We start from the raw sequence: 15,125 nt of genomic DNA, 5'->3' as shown, positions 1-15,125 counted from the left end.
TCGCTCGGTTTGAACGCCGATCCCAATAACGCAAGCCATGTGCGCCTGCATCAACTGTCCGAGGCTGACGGTGACACCACCATCAAATGGGCCATTGGCTGGTCGGACGGCACCGATGAGCCGACCTTGAACACTGAAGGCGACGATTTCGAATTACCGACTACGCGTACCTGGTTCATCTTTGAAGGCTATGTCGCGGACTTCCCGTTCTCTTTCGCAGCCAACGCCGTGGTCGCCTCGACCGTTTCCATTCAACGCTCCGGTGGGTCCTCCTGGATTCGCAAAACCAAGTAAGGGATTCCCATGAATTTGAAGCAACTGAAAGCCAAGGGCGGGGTGGTAGATGCCACCCTGGTGAAGAAAGAGGTCACATGGAAGCATGTGGACTCGAAAACAAAAAAAGAAGTCACTGACAAATTTACCGTGCATGTGCGCCGACAATCGTTTGGTGTGATTGAGCGTTTGTTTGCGCCAGGCGAAGCAGAGCAAAGCCGCAACGCCAAATACATTTCGGCCTGTGTGCTACTTGGCGCAGAGGCCGACGAAACGATGAGCTACGAAGATGCGTTCAGCCTGGAAGCCTCGCTTGGCTTTGCCATTCTCAACGCAGTAAATGAAGCCAACGGCACCGGGAAGGAACAGGCAAAAAACTAAGCGCCTCCGACGAGTTCTGGCATGAACTGGTGCTGAACAATATCGGAGGCAACTCTGTTGCTGAAGCCAAGGAACGGCTGACCCATCATGAAGTGCTGGGCTGGATTGCCTACCGCGAGAAATACGGGACGCTTGACCGAAACCGGCGGCTTGAGCGGCATTTCGCCATGCTCACACATCTCACCAGTCGTGTGGCGGGTGGGAAGGCTGAACTCAAGGATTATATGATTTACAGCCAGCAGGCGGTTGCTGTGATTAGCCTGGAGCAGGCGGTCGAGGCTTGGGTTTGAGTCTGTCGGTTTGGAGTACTACTTGCCTCTGCTTTGGCCTCTGATTTGCGATGATGCTAAATTGCCTGATTTTATAAGGAGAGGCAGGTCATGCGGATAAGGACTAATTTGTTCATGGGGCTGACGGTACTGGTTTCTGGAGTTACTTGTGCGGAAATAACCCCAGCACATATTTCCATGAAGCTTATATCTTACGCATCATTTGCTGAGGCTAGTGTGTGCCATGTTGAGTCTGTACTCTATGGGAAGATTTTTGAGCAAAGGGTTAATGGTGTAGAGAAAAATATAATTCAAGAGAAGCTTCAGGTTGAAAGCGCTCCGAATATAAAAATTTTAGTGGATGCAATATATGATTATCCGCTGGCAAGCTTGCAAAATGCGGAGCAATTTTATAAGCAGTGCGTTAGTAAGAAAGAAGTTGAAATAAATAAGCGCATAGCCACAATGTCTGTCAATTAAATCGTTTGTAATTAAAGCCCGCTTCTGCGGGCTTTTTATTATCTGGAGAAAAGTTAATGGCCTCGCGCTCACTTGGCACGCTGACGCTCGATCTCATTGCGCGCATCGGCGGCTTTGAGCAAGGCATGGATCGCGCGGCTCGCTCGATCACTCGAACAAGCGCAATAGCCGGTGCGTCATCGAAAGAAATTATCACCCTTCAAAACAGCTTCAGATCCCTGGCAAGCGTGGCCGCGAGTATTGCAGGGCCACTGGCTGCGGCGTTTAGTGTTAAGGGTGTTTATGACATGACAGAGTCCTACGGGACTCTTACAAACCGTCTGAAGTTGGTGACAAGCGGGTCTGCTGAATTGGCCGCAGCACAAAAGGCCGTTTTTGAGGTTGCTCAAAGCGCCGCCCAACCACTTGCTGCTACAGCAGAGCTTTACCAGCGTATCGCTACCAATCAGGACGTCCTCAAGCTCTCTGGAGAAGGTGTTGCCGGAATCGTCGGCACCATCAGTAAGACGCTGGCCATCTCGGGCTCATCAGCTGCTTCAGCGGATGCCGCGCTTGTCCAGTTAGGTCAAGCGTTTGCGGCGGGTACGTTGCGGGGCGCAGAACTAAACTCTGTGCTGCTACAAGCACCTGCACTTGCTCAAGCTATCGCTGCGGGCATGGGCAAGACGGTTGGCGACCTCAAGGGGTTGGGGGAAGCTGGGAAATTGACCGCTGATGCCGTTGTAAAGGCACTGCAAAGTCAGGCAGGTGCTGTGGAAGAGCTTTTTGCGAAGACGGCAACCACGGTTGGCAATAGTTTTACGAAAATCGGCAACTCATTGACCCACTTTGTTGGCGAGCTGGACCAGGCCACAGGTGCAAGTAACGCGCTGGCTGATAAGTTTGTGGGTGTCTCAAAAATCATTGATGACAGCCTGCCGGCCTCTTTGGCGCTAATTAAAAATAACTCAGAAGCACTCTCTCAAACGCTGACAACTGTTTTATACGTGGCACTCGGGCGTATCGCGGGGGGGTACGCTGCCAGCGCAAGCGCCGCAGTTGCAAATTCGGTAGCGGTAGGGCGATTAACGGTCGTCAACCATGAGGCAGCCGTCGCCGCAGTGCGCAAAGCTGAGGTGGATCAGGTTTCCGCTAAAAATGCTCTTCAGCTTGCCCGGATGAACGTTTCTTTGGCGGTGTCTGTGAAGGATGTAGCGATTGCGGAAAAGGCTTTGGATGCAGCAAAAACCAAAGCTCTGGCCATGAGCGTCAAACTTTCGCAAGCAAGGGGTCTGGAAGTTGCCGCGAACACTGCGGTGACCGCCTCAACAACAGCAAGTGGTGTTGCTATGGGGTTTGCTACCCGAGCAGCTACCAGCTTAAGAGTGGCAGCGTCTGGTCTACTTGCCCTTGTCGGTGGCCCGGCAGGCCTGCTGTTTATTGCGGGGGCGGCTGCACTTTCATTTGTAGACTGGGGTAGTAAATCCCAGAAGCTTATGGGTGACTTGAGTGATTTAGACGGCACAGTTGACCAGTTGCGTCAGAGTTTCATTAAGCTGAACGAAGATCAGCGGCGCGCAAAGGTAAGCGACTGGCAAGACAAGCAGCTCGGCGCAACAATGGCAGTTAAGGAGGCATATGATGACCTTGAGACCTCAATTAAGTCGTCAATGGTCAGCCTGTCCAACGTAAAATCGCCTGATCATTTAACACAACTGAAAGAATTCGAAGTGTTGTCAACACAGCTCACGGATGCTCGCATTCGTGGGGAGTCTCTGACACCGATTTTGGACGGTCTCGCGAGCAGATCGGGGGTGAAACCAGGAGCAGCAAAGGATTGGGTTGAGCTAGCAGGAAAAGTGAGTGATGCCCAGCAGGTTCTTGATCAAACCACTGATCGCCTGAACATGCTTAGCGGTGCTCTTTCCAATAATACAATCGAAACGCAGCTTAACAGCCAGTCTAAAGACGGTATGACCTCCGCGGGCCAAAAATATCTGGCTACGATGCAGGCTCAACTTGCAAAGCTCCAAGATAATAATGATGCCGTAAAAGAAACTATTCGATACTTGGCAGAGCATACAGATTTTTCAGAAGCGGATCGGGTTGCTATTCTCTCTAACGCTTATGCACGAAAAGCCCAAACTGAAGCCAACAAAGCTGCCACCAGTAGTTTGAAATCTTATGCATCCGAAGTTAAAAGCAATCAAAAAACATTTGACGATGCGCAAGAAAATTATCGGCGGCAAATCGAGTTAATTAACACATCAACTGACGCACAGAAAAATGCGACGGAAGTAGAAAAACTAGCGTTCGAGGTGTCCAATGGCAAGTATGCGGCGCTGAGTGAAAAGCAGAAGAAGCTACTCGAAGGCAAGGCAGCTGAGCTTGATGTACTAAAACAACTGCAAAAAGCTAATTTGGACGCTAAGAAAATCGCCGCGTTTCAGTCGAGTGTTCGTGAAAGCAACCAAACGGTACAAGATGGTTTTAAGCAAGAGCTTGAGGGATCAGGCCGAGGAGATAAGTACAAGGCTCGCCTTAAGGAAATGCTCGCTTTAGAGCAAGATTTTAATAAGCAAAAGCGCGATTTGACCTTTCAACGCAATAACGACGATATCAGTGAGGATATCTACAAGAAAGAGACCGCAATCCTCGATGATGCCCTGGCCACCCGCCTTGTCATGCAGCAGGACTATTACAACCAGGTGGATGACGCCCAGTCCAACTGGATGGACGGCGTAACCTCGGCGTGGGAAGACTACGTCGATGCAGCGCAGAACTACTCGGCGATGGCGGCGGATGCTACCTCATCCATTCTGGACAACGCCAAGGGCGGCCTGAGCAACTTTCTCTCCGATGTCATGAGCGGCGCCAAGTCAGCAGACGATGCCCTGGGTGATCTGGTCGCCAACTTCGCTAAATCCACTTTGCAGGCACTGACGGACATGGCCGCGCAATGGCTGGTGTATCAGGCGGTTCAATTGGTGGTAGGCAAAACCACGCAGGCCAGCGCAGGGCTCGGAATGGTGGCCAACGCACAGGCCACCGCGTTTCAGGCCAGTCTGGCTGCATTTGCCAGTACTGCCGCTATTCCGGTGGTAGGTCCAGCCATGGCGCCTGCCGCAGCGCTCGCTGCCGCGACAGCGACCGCGCCAATGGTTGCTGGTGTCGCCAGTGCTGCATTGACCGGTATGGCCCACAACGGCATGGACAACATCCCCCGCGAAGGTACCTGGTTGCTGGACGGAGGCGAGCGGGTGCTCAACCCCAACCAGAACCGAGACTTTACCGAATTCTTGAATAACGAGCGTGCCGGTAATGGCGGGGCGGGTTCCACGCCCATTGTGATCAATGCACCGGTCACTGTTCAGGCTCAGCCGGGTATCAGTGATCAGGACGCACAGCGACAAGGCGACAACATAAGCAAAGCGATTGAGCAGAGTTTTGGACAATTTCTAGATCGAGAAATGGCGCAGGGCGGCAGACTTTGGAGAAGATAATGTTTAGCGAAGAAGACCGGCAGGAACTGTGTGGCGAACTCGCAAATGCTGTTTATATGTTTTTTCGAAAAAAAGAACCGCTTACAGGCGTCGCGGGTGATAGGAAGGCTGCTAAAGATTGCACCCAATTACTCGGTAGAGTAGTGGCCGCCGCCGCTTATGGCGAACCAATCGACAGCCACTATTTGCTGTACGTGAAAGGCTGGGAAAAAAAGGCAGTTTATATCGCAGAACGTGCCGCGAAGCAGGTTGTGAGTGGTTCTATTAAGTCCATATAGCGCGATTAGGTTGGGTTGGACGATGACAGAGACATTCAGCTTCGACATGCGCATTGGCGCCACGGGCGATATCGACCAGCGCACCTGGGAAAACGATTTTGGCGACGGCTATACCCAAGCAGGTGGTACGGGCATCAACACCCGTTCCGGCAACTGGGACGTGAGCAAAACCGGCTACTTAACGGAAGGCTCTGAGTTGCGCGCGGTTAGAGACTTTCTTGACCGGCATGAGGGTTACAAGTCTTTTACCTGGACGCCGCCCGGCGGTCTGCCCGGGCAATACCGGGCCAAAGGCTACAAGCTCAATGCCATGGGGGCCGGGCTGTTCAGTCTCAGCGCTACCTTCAAGCAGACCTACAAACCCTGATGTCTTCCTTTATCCAATCCCGCCCCGTGCGGGATTTTTCGTTTCTGGGGTTCCATGAATTACACCGCCGACATTCAAAAGCTTGAACCGGGTAATCAGATCCGGCTGTTTGAGCTGGACGCAACACGCTTGGGCGGCAACCTGTGGCGCTTTCACGGGCATGCGCAGGAGGCCGACATCATCTGGCAGGGCCAGCTTTACTCGCCGATCCAGATCACGGCCAAAGGTTTTGATCTGCGTGGCGATGGGCGTCCGGCATCGCCCACGTTGCAGGTGGCCAACGAACTGAATGGTGTGCGCGGCGCAATATCGGCCATCTGCCTGCAACTCAAGGACTTGGCCGGTGCTCGGGTACGTGTGATCGAAACGTTCCGCCACTTTCTGGACGCGGCCAACTTTCCCGACGGCAACCCGCACGCCAGTGACCAGGCCAAGATCAACCTGTGGCACATCGAGCAAAAGACCGATGAAAGCCGTGACCAGGTGACCTTCAGCCTGTCGAGTCCGATCGACATGGAAGGGCAGATGCTGCCCTCACAGCAGATCACCAAACTGTGCCGCTGGGCCTGTCGCGGGCAGTACCGCGGTGAAGCGTGCGGCTACACCGGCGCTGGCATGTTCAACAAAAAAGACGAACCCACCGACAACCCTGCGCTTGATCGCTGTAGCGGCCGGTGGGGCAGTTGCAAACTTCGTGGCAACACCCGGCGCTTCGGCGGCTCGATGGGTGCCAGCCTGATCGCCAGTTCGAGGTAGTCATGCGCATCAGTAAACACTTGCAGGGCGACATCTGCGCTCACGCCGAGCGTGAGTATCCTGCCGAGGCCTGCGGGCTGTTGATCAAAACCGCTGCGGGGCGTGAGTACCTGCCTTGCGCGAATCAGGCCCGCACCCCACGGGAGCACTTTCAAATCGACCCACATGACCTGGTCGCCGCTGAAGATCGCGGTGAGCTGCTGGCCATCATCCACAGCCACCCTGACAAGGCGCCCACGCCGAGCATGGCCGACCGGGTCAGTTGCGAGCTGCACGCCTTGCCGTGGGGCATCGTGGGCTGGCCGGGCGGTGAGATGGAATGGTTTAAACCCTCGGGCTTTGAGGCGCCCCTGCTGGGCCGCGACTTCTCCCACGGCCTGCTGGATTGCTGGGGCGCATGCCGCGATTGGTATGCCCGCGAAGCCGGGTTGCAACTGCCTAACTTCGAACGCCACGACCTGTGGTGGGAGGACGAACACGGCCCAAGCCACTACGAAGACAACTTCATGGCCGTGGGCTTTGAGCGTGTCGACAGACCGCAGCGCGGTGACCTCTTGGTGCTTCAAGTGCCGACGCTGGGCCGTCCTTGCTTTCACCCCAACCATGCGGCGATCTACCTGGGAGATGAACCGGCTTTCACCAGCGAACCCGCCCCCACGCTCGGCGGTGCTGGCCCATTCATTTACCACCACATGCCCGGTCGCCTGGCCAGCCGTGAAGTGTTCGGCTGGTCACAGGCCAATCGCGTGCGCCTGATTCTGCGACACAAGGACTACCGACCATGACTATGCGCACCATCCGCCTCTACGGCGTATTGCGCCGCCAGTTCGGCAAGGAATACCGACTGGATGTGCACCATGTGCGCGACGCCATCAGCGCCCTGTGCAACCTCAAGCCGGGCTTCGAAAAGTTTCTGCGCAACGCCGAGCAACGCGGCTTGGTGTTTGCGGTGTTCACCGGCCGCAAAAATATCGGCGAAGCCGAGCTGGACCTGCGTGGCGTCGATGACAGCACCATTCGCATTGCGCCGATCATTCAGGGCAGCAAACAGTCAGGCATCTTTCAGGTGATCCTCGGCGCGGTACTGATCGTGGCCGGATTTGTCTCGGGCGGCACCACCGTGCCCATGGGCATGGCGTTGATCGCAGGCGGGGTCGCCGTGGGGCTGGGCGGAGTGGTGCAAATGCTCTCGCCCACGCCGAAAACCGGCATGAACAATGGTAACGAAGACGGCAACAACCCGAGCTACGGGTTCGGCAGCGCGGTCACCACCATTGCCCAGGGCAACCCGTGGCCGCTGCTTTACGGCGAGCGGGAAATCGGCGGTGCCGTCGAATCTGGCGGCATTCACACTCAAGATCGGATCTAACCCGTCACTTACACCCCAACCCGCTTCGGCGGGTTTTGTCATTTTTGGAGTAACCAATGACCGCAGTTGCACGCAAGCGCGCGCCGATTGTCGGCAGTAAGGGCGGCGAGTCCAAACCCAAGCAACCGAACATCGCAGCCAATGGCGTTCCTTCGCTGGCCACGGCCCGCATGGTGTACCTGTGGAGCTGGGGGCCCATCGTCGGGCCGGTAAATGGGTTGAAATCGGTCAAACTCGATGGCACACCATTGGTGGCCGAGGACGGTACCGAAAACTTTCCGGGCGTAAAATGGCAGTTTCGTAACGGCGAGCTGAATCAGGCGCGCCTTGATGGCATCACCGAATCCAACAACGAAATCAGCGTGGGCCGCGAGCTGCTGAGTACGGCGCCGTACTTGCACAGCATCAGCAACACGGTGGTCGATGCAATACGCGTGCGTTTTGGCTGGCCACAACTGCAAAGCCAGGATGCCAGCGGCAACATCAACACGGTGCGCATCGATTACAGCGTTGAGGTCTCCACCGACGGCGGCCCTTACGCCACGCTCTTGAGCGCGTTCGTTGATCGCAAAAACGTCACCAAATACGAGCGTTCGCACCGCATCGAACTGCCAGCTGGTAACCGCTGGACCGTGCGCGTGCGCCGCCTGACACCCGAGGCCAACAGCTCGACGGTGCAAGACGGCATGCTGCTGGAAGCCATCACCCAGATCGTCGACAGCGATCAGGAATACCCGCTCACCGCCGTCAGCAGCATCGAGTACGACGCGCAGCAGTTCGGCGGCAGCATCGCGAAAATCGCCGTGCTGATGCGTGGCCGTATCGTGCGGGTACCGGCGAACTACGACCCGCACACCCGCACCTACGCCACGGGCGGTACCGGTACCAGCAACGGGGTGTGGGACGGCACGTTCAAAGAGGCCTACACCAACAACCCGGCGTGGGTGTTTTACGACCTGGTGCTCAACCCTTATTACGGCTTGGGCGAGCGCATCGATGCCACCATGATTGATCGCTGGGCGCTGTACCGCATCAGCCAGTATTGCGACCAAATGGTGCCGGACGGTCGCGGCGGTACCGAACCGCGCTTTACCTGCAACCTGTACCTGCAAAAACAGGCCGAGGCTTACGCCGTGCTTCAAGACCTGGCCTCGATCTTCCATGGGTTGGCTTTTTGGGATGGCAACCAGATCACCGTCAATGCCGATATGCCCATGGACCCGGTGTTTAACTACAACCCGTCGATGATCCTTAACGACGGCGCCATCAACTACAGCGGTACCCGTTGGCGCGACCGACACAACCTTTCAATCGTGTCGTGGGACAACCCGGACCAAGGGTTTGCGACAGAGAAGGAACCGGTGTTCGATGAAGACGCCATGGCCGAGACCGGCACCGTGCGAGAAATGTCGCTGGAGGCCTTCGGTTGTACCTCACAGGGCCAGGCGCAGCGCGCGGGCAGTTGGGCGTTGCTCACCGAGCAGCAACAAATGCGCGGCGCCACGTTTCGCGTCGGGCTTGATGGTCAGATCCCCAAGCCGGGACAAGTCATCTCGCTGGCCGACCCGATGTTGGCCGGTCGCGCCAACGGTGGACGTATCAGTGCTGTCGCGGGCCGGGTCATCACCCTGGACCGCGACATCGAGGTCCCTCCGGGGGCGCGCCTGCACTGTAACTTGCCCAGCGGCAAAGCCCAGGGCAGGGTGATCAAGTCCGTTAAAGGACGACAGATCACCGTGATGGCCGATTACAGCGAGCAGCCCGAGCCAGAACTCGCCTGGGCGCTCGATTACGATGACCTCAAACTGATGCAATTCTACGTGCGCAACGTCACGCGCCCGGAATGGCACCAGTTCCAGCTGGAAGTGATCCAGCACGAACCGAGCAAATTTGACGCGATCGATTACGGCACTGTGCTCGATGATCGCCCCATCAGCGGACTGCCGGCCGGCACCCAAGATGCGCCTGCGCGGGTGCTGCTCAGTCAGCATGTGGTGATCGAGCAAGGCTTGGCTACTACCATCATGACCATCGCCTGGGACTCTGCTCCGGGCGCCGTGGCCTATGACGTCGAATGGCGCTGGGGTGCACGGGAATGGGTCAAGATCCCGCGTACCGGCGAACTGGCCGTCGATGTACGCGGAATCTACGCCGGTCAGTACATGGCCCGCGTCAGGGCCGTGAACGCGATGCAAGTAGCCTCGCTGCCCACCACGTCCATGATGACCAATCTGGAAGGTAAAGTCGGGCTACCACCGGCTGTGACGCACCTGACCACTGAAAGCCTGGTCTACGGCATTCGCTTGAACTGGGGCTTTCCACCGGGTGCAGAAGACACCCAGCGCACCGAGATTTGGCAGAACACGGCCAATGATCGGGAGTCTGCGACCAAGCTCGGCGATTACGCTTACCCGCAGGCCCGGCATGAGCTGCAAAACATTGTGCCCGGTACCAGCGTGTTTTTCTGGGCGCGGCTGGTGGATCGCACCGGCAATGTCGGGCCGTGGTTCCCGGAGAAGTTCGGGATCAACGGCCAGCCAAGCTCTGAGCAGACGGAATACGAGAAGTACTTCGCGGGGCAAATCGGCACGGGTGCGCTTTACCCGGAGTTGAGAAAGGACATTGAGCTCATCACCGGTGACGGGCCGGGTTCGGTCAAGGAGCTGGCAGGGCAGGTCAAGGAATTGGGTGACAAGGTCGAAGGCCTGGTCGACACCTTTATCTACGACCCGAAACAGACCTATGCCAGCGGCGAAAACGCCCGCGAAGGACGGCATATCTATCAAGCGCTTCAGGACGTGCCGCTCGATACACCGCCGCCCAACCCGGCCTACTGGAAGGACATCGGCGAGATCCTCGAAACCGCCAATGGCCTGGCCTTTCAGGTCAACCAGAACACCACTCACATCGAGGACATCGACGGCAAGGTCACGGCATCAGCGTCATCGCTGGAAGCCTTGCGGGCAGCGGCGCGCGCCGACACGGGCGAGGGCGAGTTGGCCGACGCTTTCAAGAGCTGGCAATCCACGGCGGAGTTGGCCGTTGAAAAGCGTGTGCGGGCCACTGAAGACGAGGCCATTTCCGAGCGGGTGACTACGTTCGGCGCACAGGTCGGCCAGAACAAGGCCGGGTTGTCGAGCCTTGAAAAGGTGGTGGCCACCAACGATTCAGTCGCCGCCAAACGCATCACGGAATTGAAAGGCGAACTGGTCGACGTGGGCGAGGGCGTGTCAGGCAACACCCAGGCGCTGGAAACCCTCAGCGGTGAAGTGGCGCGCATCGATGGTGAGATTGTGGCCACGGCCAGCAGCCTGGAATCGTTGCGGGCAGAGGCGCGCAGTGACTCGGGCGAAGGTGAACTGGCCAGTGCTTTGGAGGCGTGGAACTCAACGGCCAATTTCGCGCTGGAAAAGAGGGTGCGCGCCACGGCTGAAGAAGCCTTGGCAATGAAAACCGAGCAGCTGCAAGTCAACCTCAACCAAACCTCCGCCTCGGTGGAGCAGGTCAGTAAGGCCGTGGTCGATGTGAATGGGCGCGTGTCGGCCCAAACCACAATCAAGGCCGAAACCATTGTGGGCGGGCGCAAAGTCATGGCGGGGCTCGCGCTGGGATCAGACGGCGACACCTCGGAGATTCTGGCCTTCGCGCAACGCTTTGCGATCATTGACGAAGTGACCGGGCAGCTTAGAACGCCGTTCGTGGTGCAGGGCGGTCAGGTGTTCATCAACTACGCCATGATCGATACGGCGTTTATTCAGAACCTGGTGCTGGGGATGACGTTGCGATCCAGTGCCGTGAATGAACAGGGTTTGCCGCTGCTGGAAATCAACATCCCGGCAGGCAAGCTGATCTTGCGCGGCTCAGCAGCCGATGGCAGTTCAGAGTGGGCCAACACCGGGCTTAAGTTCTTCCACGGGAATGGCGTGACGGCCATCGATTTGGGGTTAGGGGTATGAGTGTCGGTTTAGTTGCTCGCAACAAGGGCGGTCAGGTCATTCTGGATATGACCAGTAGCATTAGTCAAAACGTAGGCAGTGTTGTTACAAATGGGGGTAATGGTGCCATTCAAGTTCCGTTACCTCCACCGGGTAAAACTGCTTACTTTATTGTTGCGCCACTTGTGGATATGAATCGATCAAAAGGCAAGCTGCCAGGTGTCATGTTGAGTGGGTCAACGTTAAGCTGGCAGTACTCATACGATGGGAATGGTTGGGGGTTCTATTCGGCAAACTGCGAAATCTATTATGGGTATTACTAATGGCTAAATTAATCGTAAAAAAAGAAGATGGAAGCCTGCTGTTTGATACCGATAAAATTTCGTATGGCCTAATAAAGAGCGGCCATCTTGCCTATGCGGGAAACTGGAATCGCTATGTCTGCACTTCGAAGGCCTGCCTGAAGGACCCAAGCTGGGGTGGTAATTGGTCAGGTCGCGATTATGGCGATCAAATATTCAGCTTCAGCGTGGTAGGCGCCAAATCGCCCATCGTGTTTATTACTGGTGGTGGTTGCTTGGCCGGGACACAGGTGGTAGGGGATGTGAAAACATTCTTTTATGGCGGGACTGCAAGCGTAGCCACGAAGTTCTACTGTTTTGATTTGATGAGAGAAGGAGGGGAGGGGCCTGCACTGAGAACTTACAGGGACGATAGAACGCTAACCTTCAACTCGAGGCAAGTGCCATTAAATGTTTTTCAGGCTGTCATGGCACCTGCAAGAGGTAATGAATACAGTAATTACTATATTCGAGGCTTCTACTACACCACTTATCAAGGTGGGTATAACAGGCAAGTTGGTGAGAAAGTTACAAGCTCAGTCGATGTCCCCATCTTGGGTGCCGGTGAAGTCGCTGCTTTCTTACCATGGAGTCGATCTTGTAGCGCTGATATTGAGGACGGGTTCTCTTACAGAATGGCCCTTACGGAGGGAGCCTTCGGAGGCATGGGTAAAATAACGTTTCAGTTTGCTATTGCATCTGAAACAACGTTTGGTGAAATCATGCCTACTTCGACTCCCGCCAATCCCAGTGTGCCTTACTTTCGAAATATCCCTGTGGACAGATATCCAACGGCACTTGTAATACGAACTGAGGGGCTTCCATTCCCCTTTAGCCTCAGCTGATCAGCGTCGAACCTAACCCGCCACGTCGCGGGTATTTTTTTGTCTGGAGAAAAGTATGTCTTGGTACAGAACCGGCACCGTATCGGTCGTAAAGGGCTCAACGACTGTGACTGGCGCGGGCACCGCCTTTGCGGGCAACGCACTGGTCGGCGATATTTTCGTCGGCCCTGACGGCGCCGTTTACGAAATCGTCAACATCCCGAGCGCCACTGTTTTATCTATTCGTTCGGCCTATAACGGTGCCTCAGCAAACGGCGCGCCGTATGCCATCACCCCCGCACAAACCCACGTCAAAGACTTGGCCGATCAAATACGTCTGCTGCTCACACAGTGGGGAACAGCCGTGGCCAACTTGGGCGCCGTCTCAACCGAGAACGTCGTGCCGGTGGCTAAGGGCGGTACGGGAGCCACAACACAAGCCGCAGCCCGTTCGGGGCTTGGGCTTAAAAGCGCGGCCGTGGCCGACATACTGGGTGGCGTCTCCCAAGTGGGAGGTGCGCCCACGGGCGCGATCTTCCAGCGCGGCAGCAACGCCAATGGCGAGTTCTGCTTGATGGCGGATGGCACGGCCATCTGCACTTACCTGCAACTCAGCATGTCGGCCGCGGCTAATACCGACATCGCAGCCAACTGGCAATTTCCGTGCGTGTTTGCCGTAGCACCGGCCGTGCTGGTGGCGCTGCGCGGGCCAGCGTCGACCAACACCTTCACCATCAACAAGCTTCAGGCCGCGCCTTCAAGCGTCACGGCTGCCGCCATCACCGGCAACTTCAGCGCTGCGCAAAACTACTTCATCACACTGACAGCCATAGGCCGGTGGTTCTAATGATTATCAAGCTCTCGCCGAAGTTCGGCGCCGAACCACTCACGCTGATCAAGCGCAACGACACGCTGAGCATCAACGGCGAAACATTCGACTTCACCACCATTCCCGAAGGCGCGGTGTTGCCTGAGTCGGCTATCAACTGCGAATACATCATCGGCGACATCACCCGTAGCAACGGTCACTTGATCATCTGCCTGATGCTGCCGTGCGGCCCGGACTCTACGGACGCTGCCAACTTCCCCGAAGACATCGTCAATCCACGTAACGGCCACATAGGGCTTCCTGAATGAACATCGACTTCAGCCAACTCAAAACCGCCGAACAGCTCCAGGCTGACAAGGAGCGCGCCGAACTCGACGGCATATTGGCCACACGCCGCGCGGCTTACCTGAGCGAGTCAGACCCGCTACGGCTGGAGGCTGACTATGACGGCCTGAGCCAAGGCAATGCGCCGGACTACACCGCGTGGCTGGCGTCCGTCGCCGACATCAAGAAACGCTTCCCGCTGCCCAAGGCGGTCGTTCCGGCCAAAGACTAAAGCTGCACGCACCACCGAACCCCGCCGCGTGCGGGATTTTTTTACCTGGAGAAAGCCATGCCCATCACCGCGCAGCAGCTGCTGCAAATCCTCCCCAACGCCGGCCAAGTTGCCGGCGTTTTTGCACCTGCCCTCAACACCGCCATGAACCGGTACCAGATCGTCGGCACGCAGCGTGTCGCGGCCTTCATCGCCCAGATCGGCCACGAGTCTGGCCAACTCAAATACGTGAAAGAAATATGGGGACCAACGAAAGCACAAGCCGGTTACGAGGGTCGCGCAGACCTCGGCAACACCCAACCAGGTGACGGCTCCAAGTTTCGCGGACGTGGCCTGATCCAGATCACTGGCCGCAGCAACTACAAAACCTGCGGCGAAGCGCTGGGCCTCGACCTGATCACACAGCCAGAGCTGCTGGAAAAGCCACAGCACGCGTGCATGTCGGCGGTGTGGTTTTGGGCCACCCGAGGCCTCAACACCCTTGCAGATGAGGGCAAGTTTGAAACCATCACCCGGCGCATCAATGGCGGGCTGAATGGACTGGCGGATCGTCAGGCGCTGTACGCCCGTGCCCTCAAGGTGTTGTCTTGAAGCTTGATTCGGTGAAGTGGGGCGGGGCATTACTGCTGACGCTTGGACTTATGGCTGGCAGCGCGTGGGCCGCATGGAAGTGGCAGGCCAACGCGTATGGGCAGCAACTGGCCGAGCAAAATGCCGCTCACCAAATCGAGCGCACCAATCTGGCCAACGCCAACACTGCGCTGATCCTTGCCGAGCAGAACAAACGCTTCGCCCTGGAGCAATGGTTGGCAGCCAGCGACCAATCCCATTACCGAGCCCTCACCGATGCAAAAACCAATCAAGCCCGTCTGCGTGATCGCCTTGCTACTGCTGACCTGCGGCTGTCAGTCCAACTCGACGCCGCCGCAACTGGTTGTGACGGAATGCAAGCCACCACCAGCACCGGCGGCGTGGTTTATGGCGC

18 protein-coding genes are annotated in these 15,125 nt (G+C 56.8%); all 18 read left to right on the top strand.

What is annotated here, in order from left to right:
* Positions 1-294: phage tail tube protein (locus tag ACP7A4_RS22345; protein WP_426248378.1), on the top strand; the 294-nt coding region annotated here is incomplete at its 5' end.
* A gap of 9 nt (positions 295-303) precedes the next feature.
* Complete coding sequence (locus ACP7A4_RS22340) at positions 304-654, top strand: phage tail assembly chaperone family protein, TAC (protein ID WP_048366403.1); 351 nt, start codon at positions 304-306, stop codon at positions 652-654.
* A gap of 29 nt (positions 655-683) precedes the next feature.
* Entirely contained in the window at positions 684-944 is a 261-nt protein-coding gene (locus ACP7A4_RS22335) for a phage tail assembly protein T (RefSeq protein WP_048366402.1), read from the top strand.
* 114 nt (positions 945-1,058) lie between these two features.
* Positions 1,059-1,403, top strand: coding sequence for a hypothetical protein (locus ACP7A4_RS22330; protein WP_157395935.1), 345 nt, complete (start codon positions 1,059-1,061; stop codon positions 1,401-1,403).
* 56 nt (positions 1,404-1,459) lie between these two features.
* On the top strand, positions 1,460-4,885 hold the full coding sequence (locus ACP7A4_RS22325; RefSeq protein WP_426248375.1) for a phage tail tape measure protein: 3,426 nt from the start codon (positions 1,460-1,462) through the stop codon (positions 4,883-4,885).
* Positions 4,885-5,163: a hypothetical protein gene (locus tag ACP7A4_RS22320; RefSeq protein WP_426248373.1), complete on the top strand. Its 279-nt coding sequence runs from the start codon at positions 4,885-4,887 to the stop codon at positions 5,161-5,163. Before ACP7A4_RS22325 ends, ACP7A4_RS22320 begins: the two co-directional genes overlap by 1 nt.
* A gap of 22 nt (positions 5,164-5,185) precedes the next feature.
* Positions 5,186-5,530: a phage tail protein gene (locus tag ACP7A4_RS22315; RefSeq protein WP_426248371.1), complete on the top strand. Its 345-nt coding sequence runs from the start codon at positions 5,186-5,188 to the stop codon at positions 5,528-5,530.
* 54 nt (positions 5,531-5,584) lie between these two features.
* The gene (locus ACP7A4_RS22310) at positions 5,585-6,286 is read left to right on the top strand and encodes a phage minor tail protein L (protein WP_426248369.1); all 702 of its coding nucleotides are present in this window, start codon (positions 5,585-5,587) and stop codon (positions 6,284-6,286) included.
* Positions 6,287-6,288: 2 nt separating this feature from the next.
* A complete protein-coding gene (locus ACP7A4_RS22305; RefSeq protein ID WP_426248367.1) occupies positions 6,289-7,071 on the top strand; it encodes a C40 family peptidase in 783 nt (260 codons plus the stop codon).
* Entirely contained in the window at positions 7,068-7,655 is a 588-nt protein-coding gene (locus tag ACP7A4_RS22300) for a tail assembly protein (RefSeq protein ID WP_426248365.1), read from the top strand. The genes ACP7A4_RS22305 and ACP7A4_RS22300 overlap by 4 nt, the downstream gene beginning before the upstream one ends.
* A gap of 56 nt (positions 7,656-7,711) precedes the next feature.
* Positions 7,712-11,611, top strand: coding sequence for a TipJ family phage tail tip protein (gpJ, locus tag ACP7A4_RS22295; RefSeq protein WP_426248364.1), 3,900 nt, complete (start codon positions 7,712-7,714; stop codon positions 11,609-11,611).
* On the top strand, positions 11,608-11,913 hold the full coding sequence (locus ACP7A4_RS22290; protein ID WP_426248363.1) for a hypothetical protein: 306 nt from the start codon (positions 11,608-11,610) through the stop codon (positions 11,911-11,913). Before gpJ ends, ACP7A4_RS22290 begins: the two co-directional genes overlap by 4 nt.
* Positions 11,913-12,776, top strand: a complete 864-nt coding sequence (locus tag ACP7A4_RS22285) for a hypothetical protein (protein WP_426248361.1) — start codon at positions 11,913-11,915, stop codon at positions 12,774-12,776. Before ACP7A4_RS22290 ends, ACP7A4_RS22285 begins: the two co-directional genes overlap by 1 nt.
* Positions 12,777-12,831: 55 nt before the next feature.
* Complete coding sequence (locus ACP7A4_RS22280) at positions 12,832-13,602, top strand: phage tail protein (RefSeq protein ID WP_426248360.1); 771 nt, start codon at positions 12,832-12,834, stop codon at positions 13,600-13,602.
* Positions 13,602-13,892 (top strand): hypothetical protein, encoded by a 291-nt coding sequence (locus ACP7A4_RS22275; RefSeq protein WP_203303760.1) that lies wholly within the window; start codon positions 13,602-13,604, stop codon positions 13,890-13,892. Before ACP7A4_RS22280 ends, ACP7A4_RS22275 begins: the two co-directional genes overlap by 1 nt.
* Entirely contained in the window at positions 13,889-14,140 is a 252-nt protein-coding gene (locus tag ACP7A4_RS22270; RefSeq protein WP_048365732.1) for a hypothetical protein, read from the top strand. Before ACP7A4_RS22275 ends, ACP7A4_RS22270 begins: the two co-directional genes overlap by 4 nt.
* Before the next feature lie 57 nt (positions 14,141-14,197).
* Complete coding sequence (locus ACP7A4_RS22265; RefSeq protein ID WP_426248357.1) at positions 14,198-14,731, top strand: glycoside hydrolase family 19 protein; 534 nt, start codon at positions 14,198-14,200, stop codon at positions 14,729-14,731.
* On the top strand, positions 14,728-15,125 hold a 398-nt coding region (locus ACP7A4_RS22260; protein WP_426248355.1), incomplete at its 3' end, for a lysis protein. The genes ACP7A4_RS22265 and ACP7A4_RS22260, both read left to right, overlap by 4 nt.

Source organism: Pseudomonas sp. TWR3-1-1 (assembly GCF_049896545.1).
GTDB classification, from domain to species: domain Bacteria; phylum Pseudomonadota; class Gammaproteobacteria; order Pseudomonadales; family Pseudomonadaceae; genus Aquipseudomonas; species Aquipseudomonas weihenstephanensis.
This window is presented reverse-complemented; position numbering and strand designations above follow the sequence as displayed.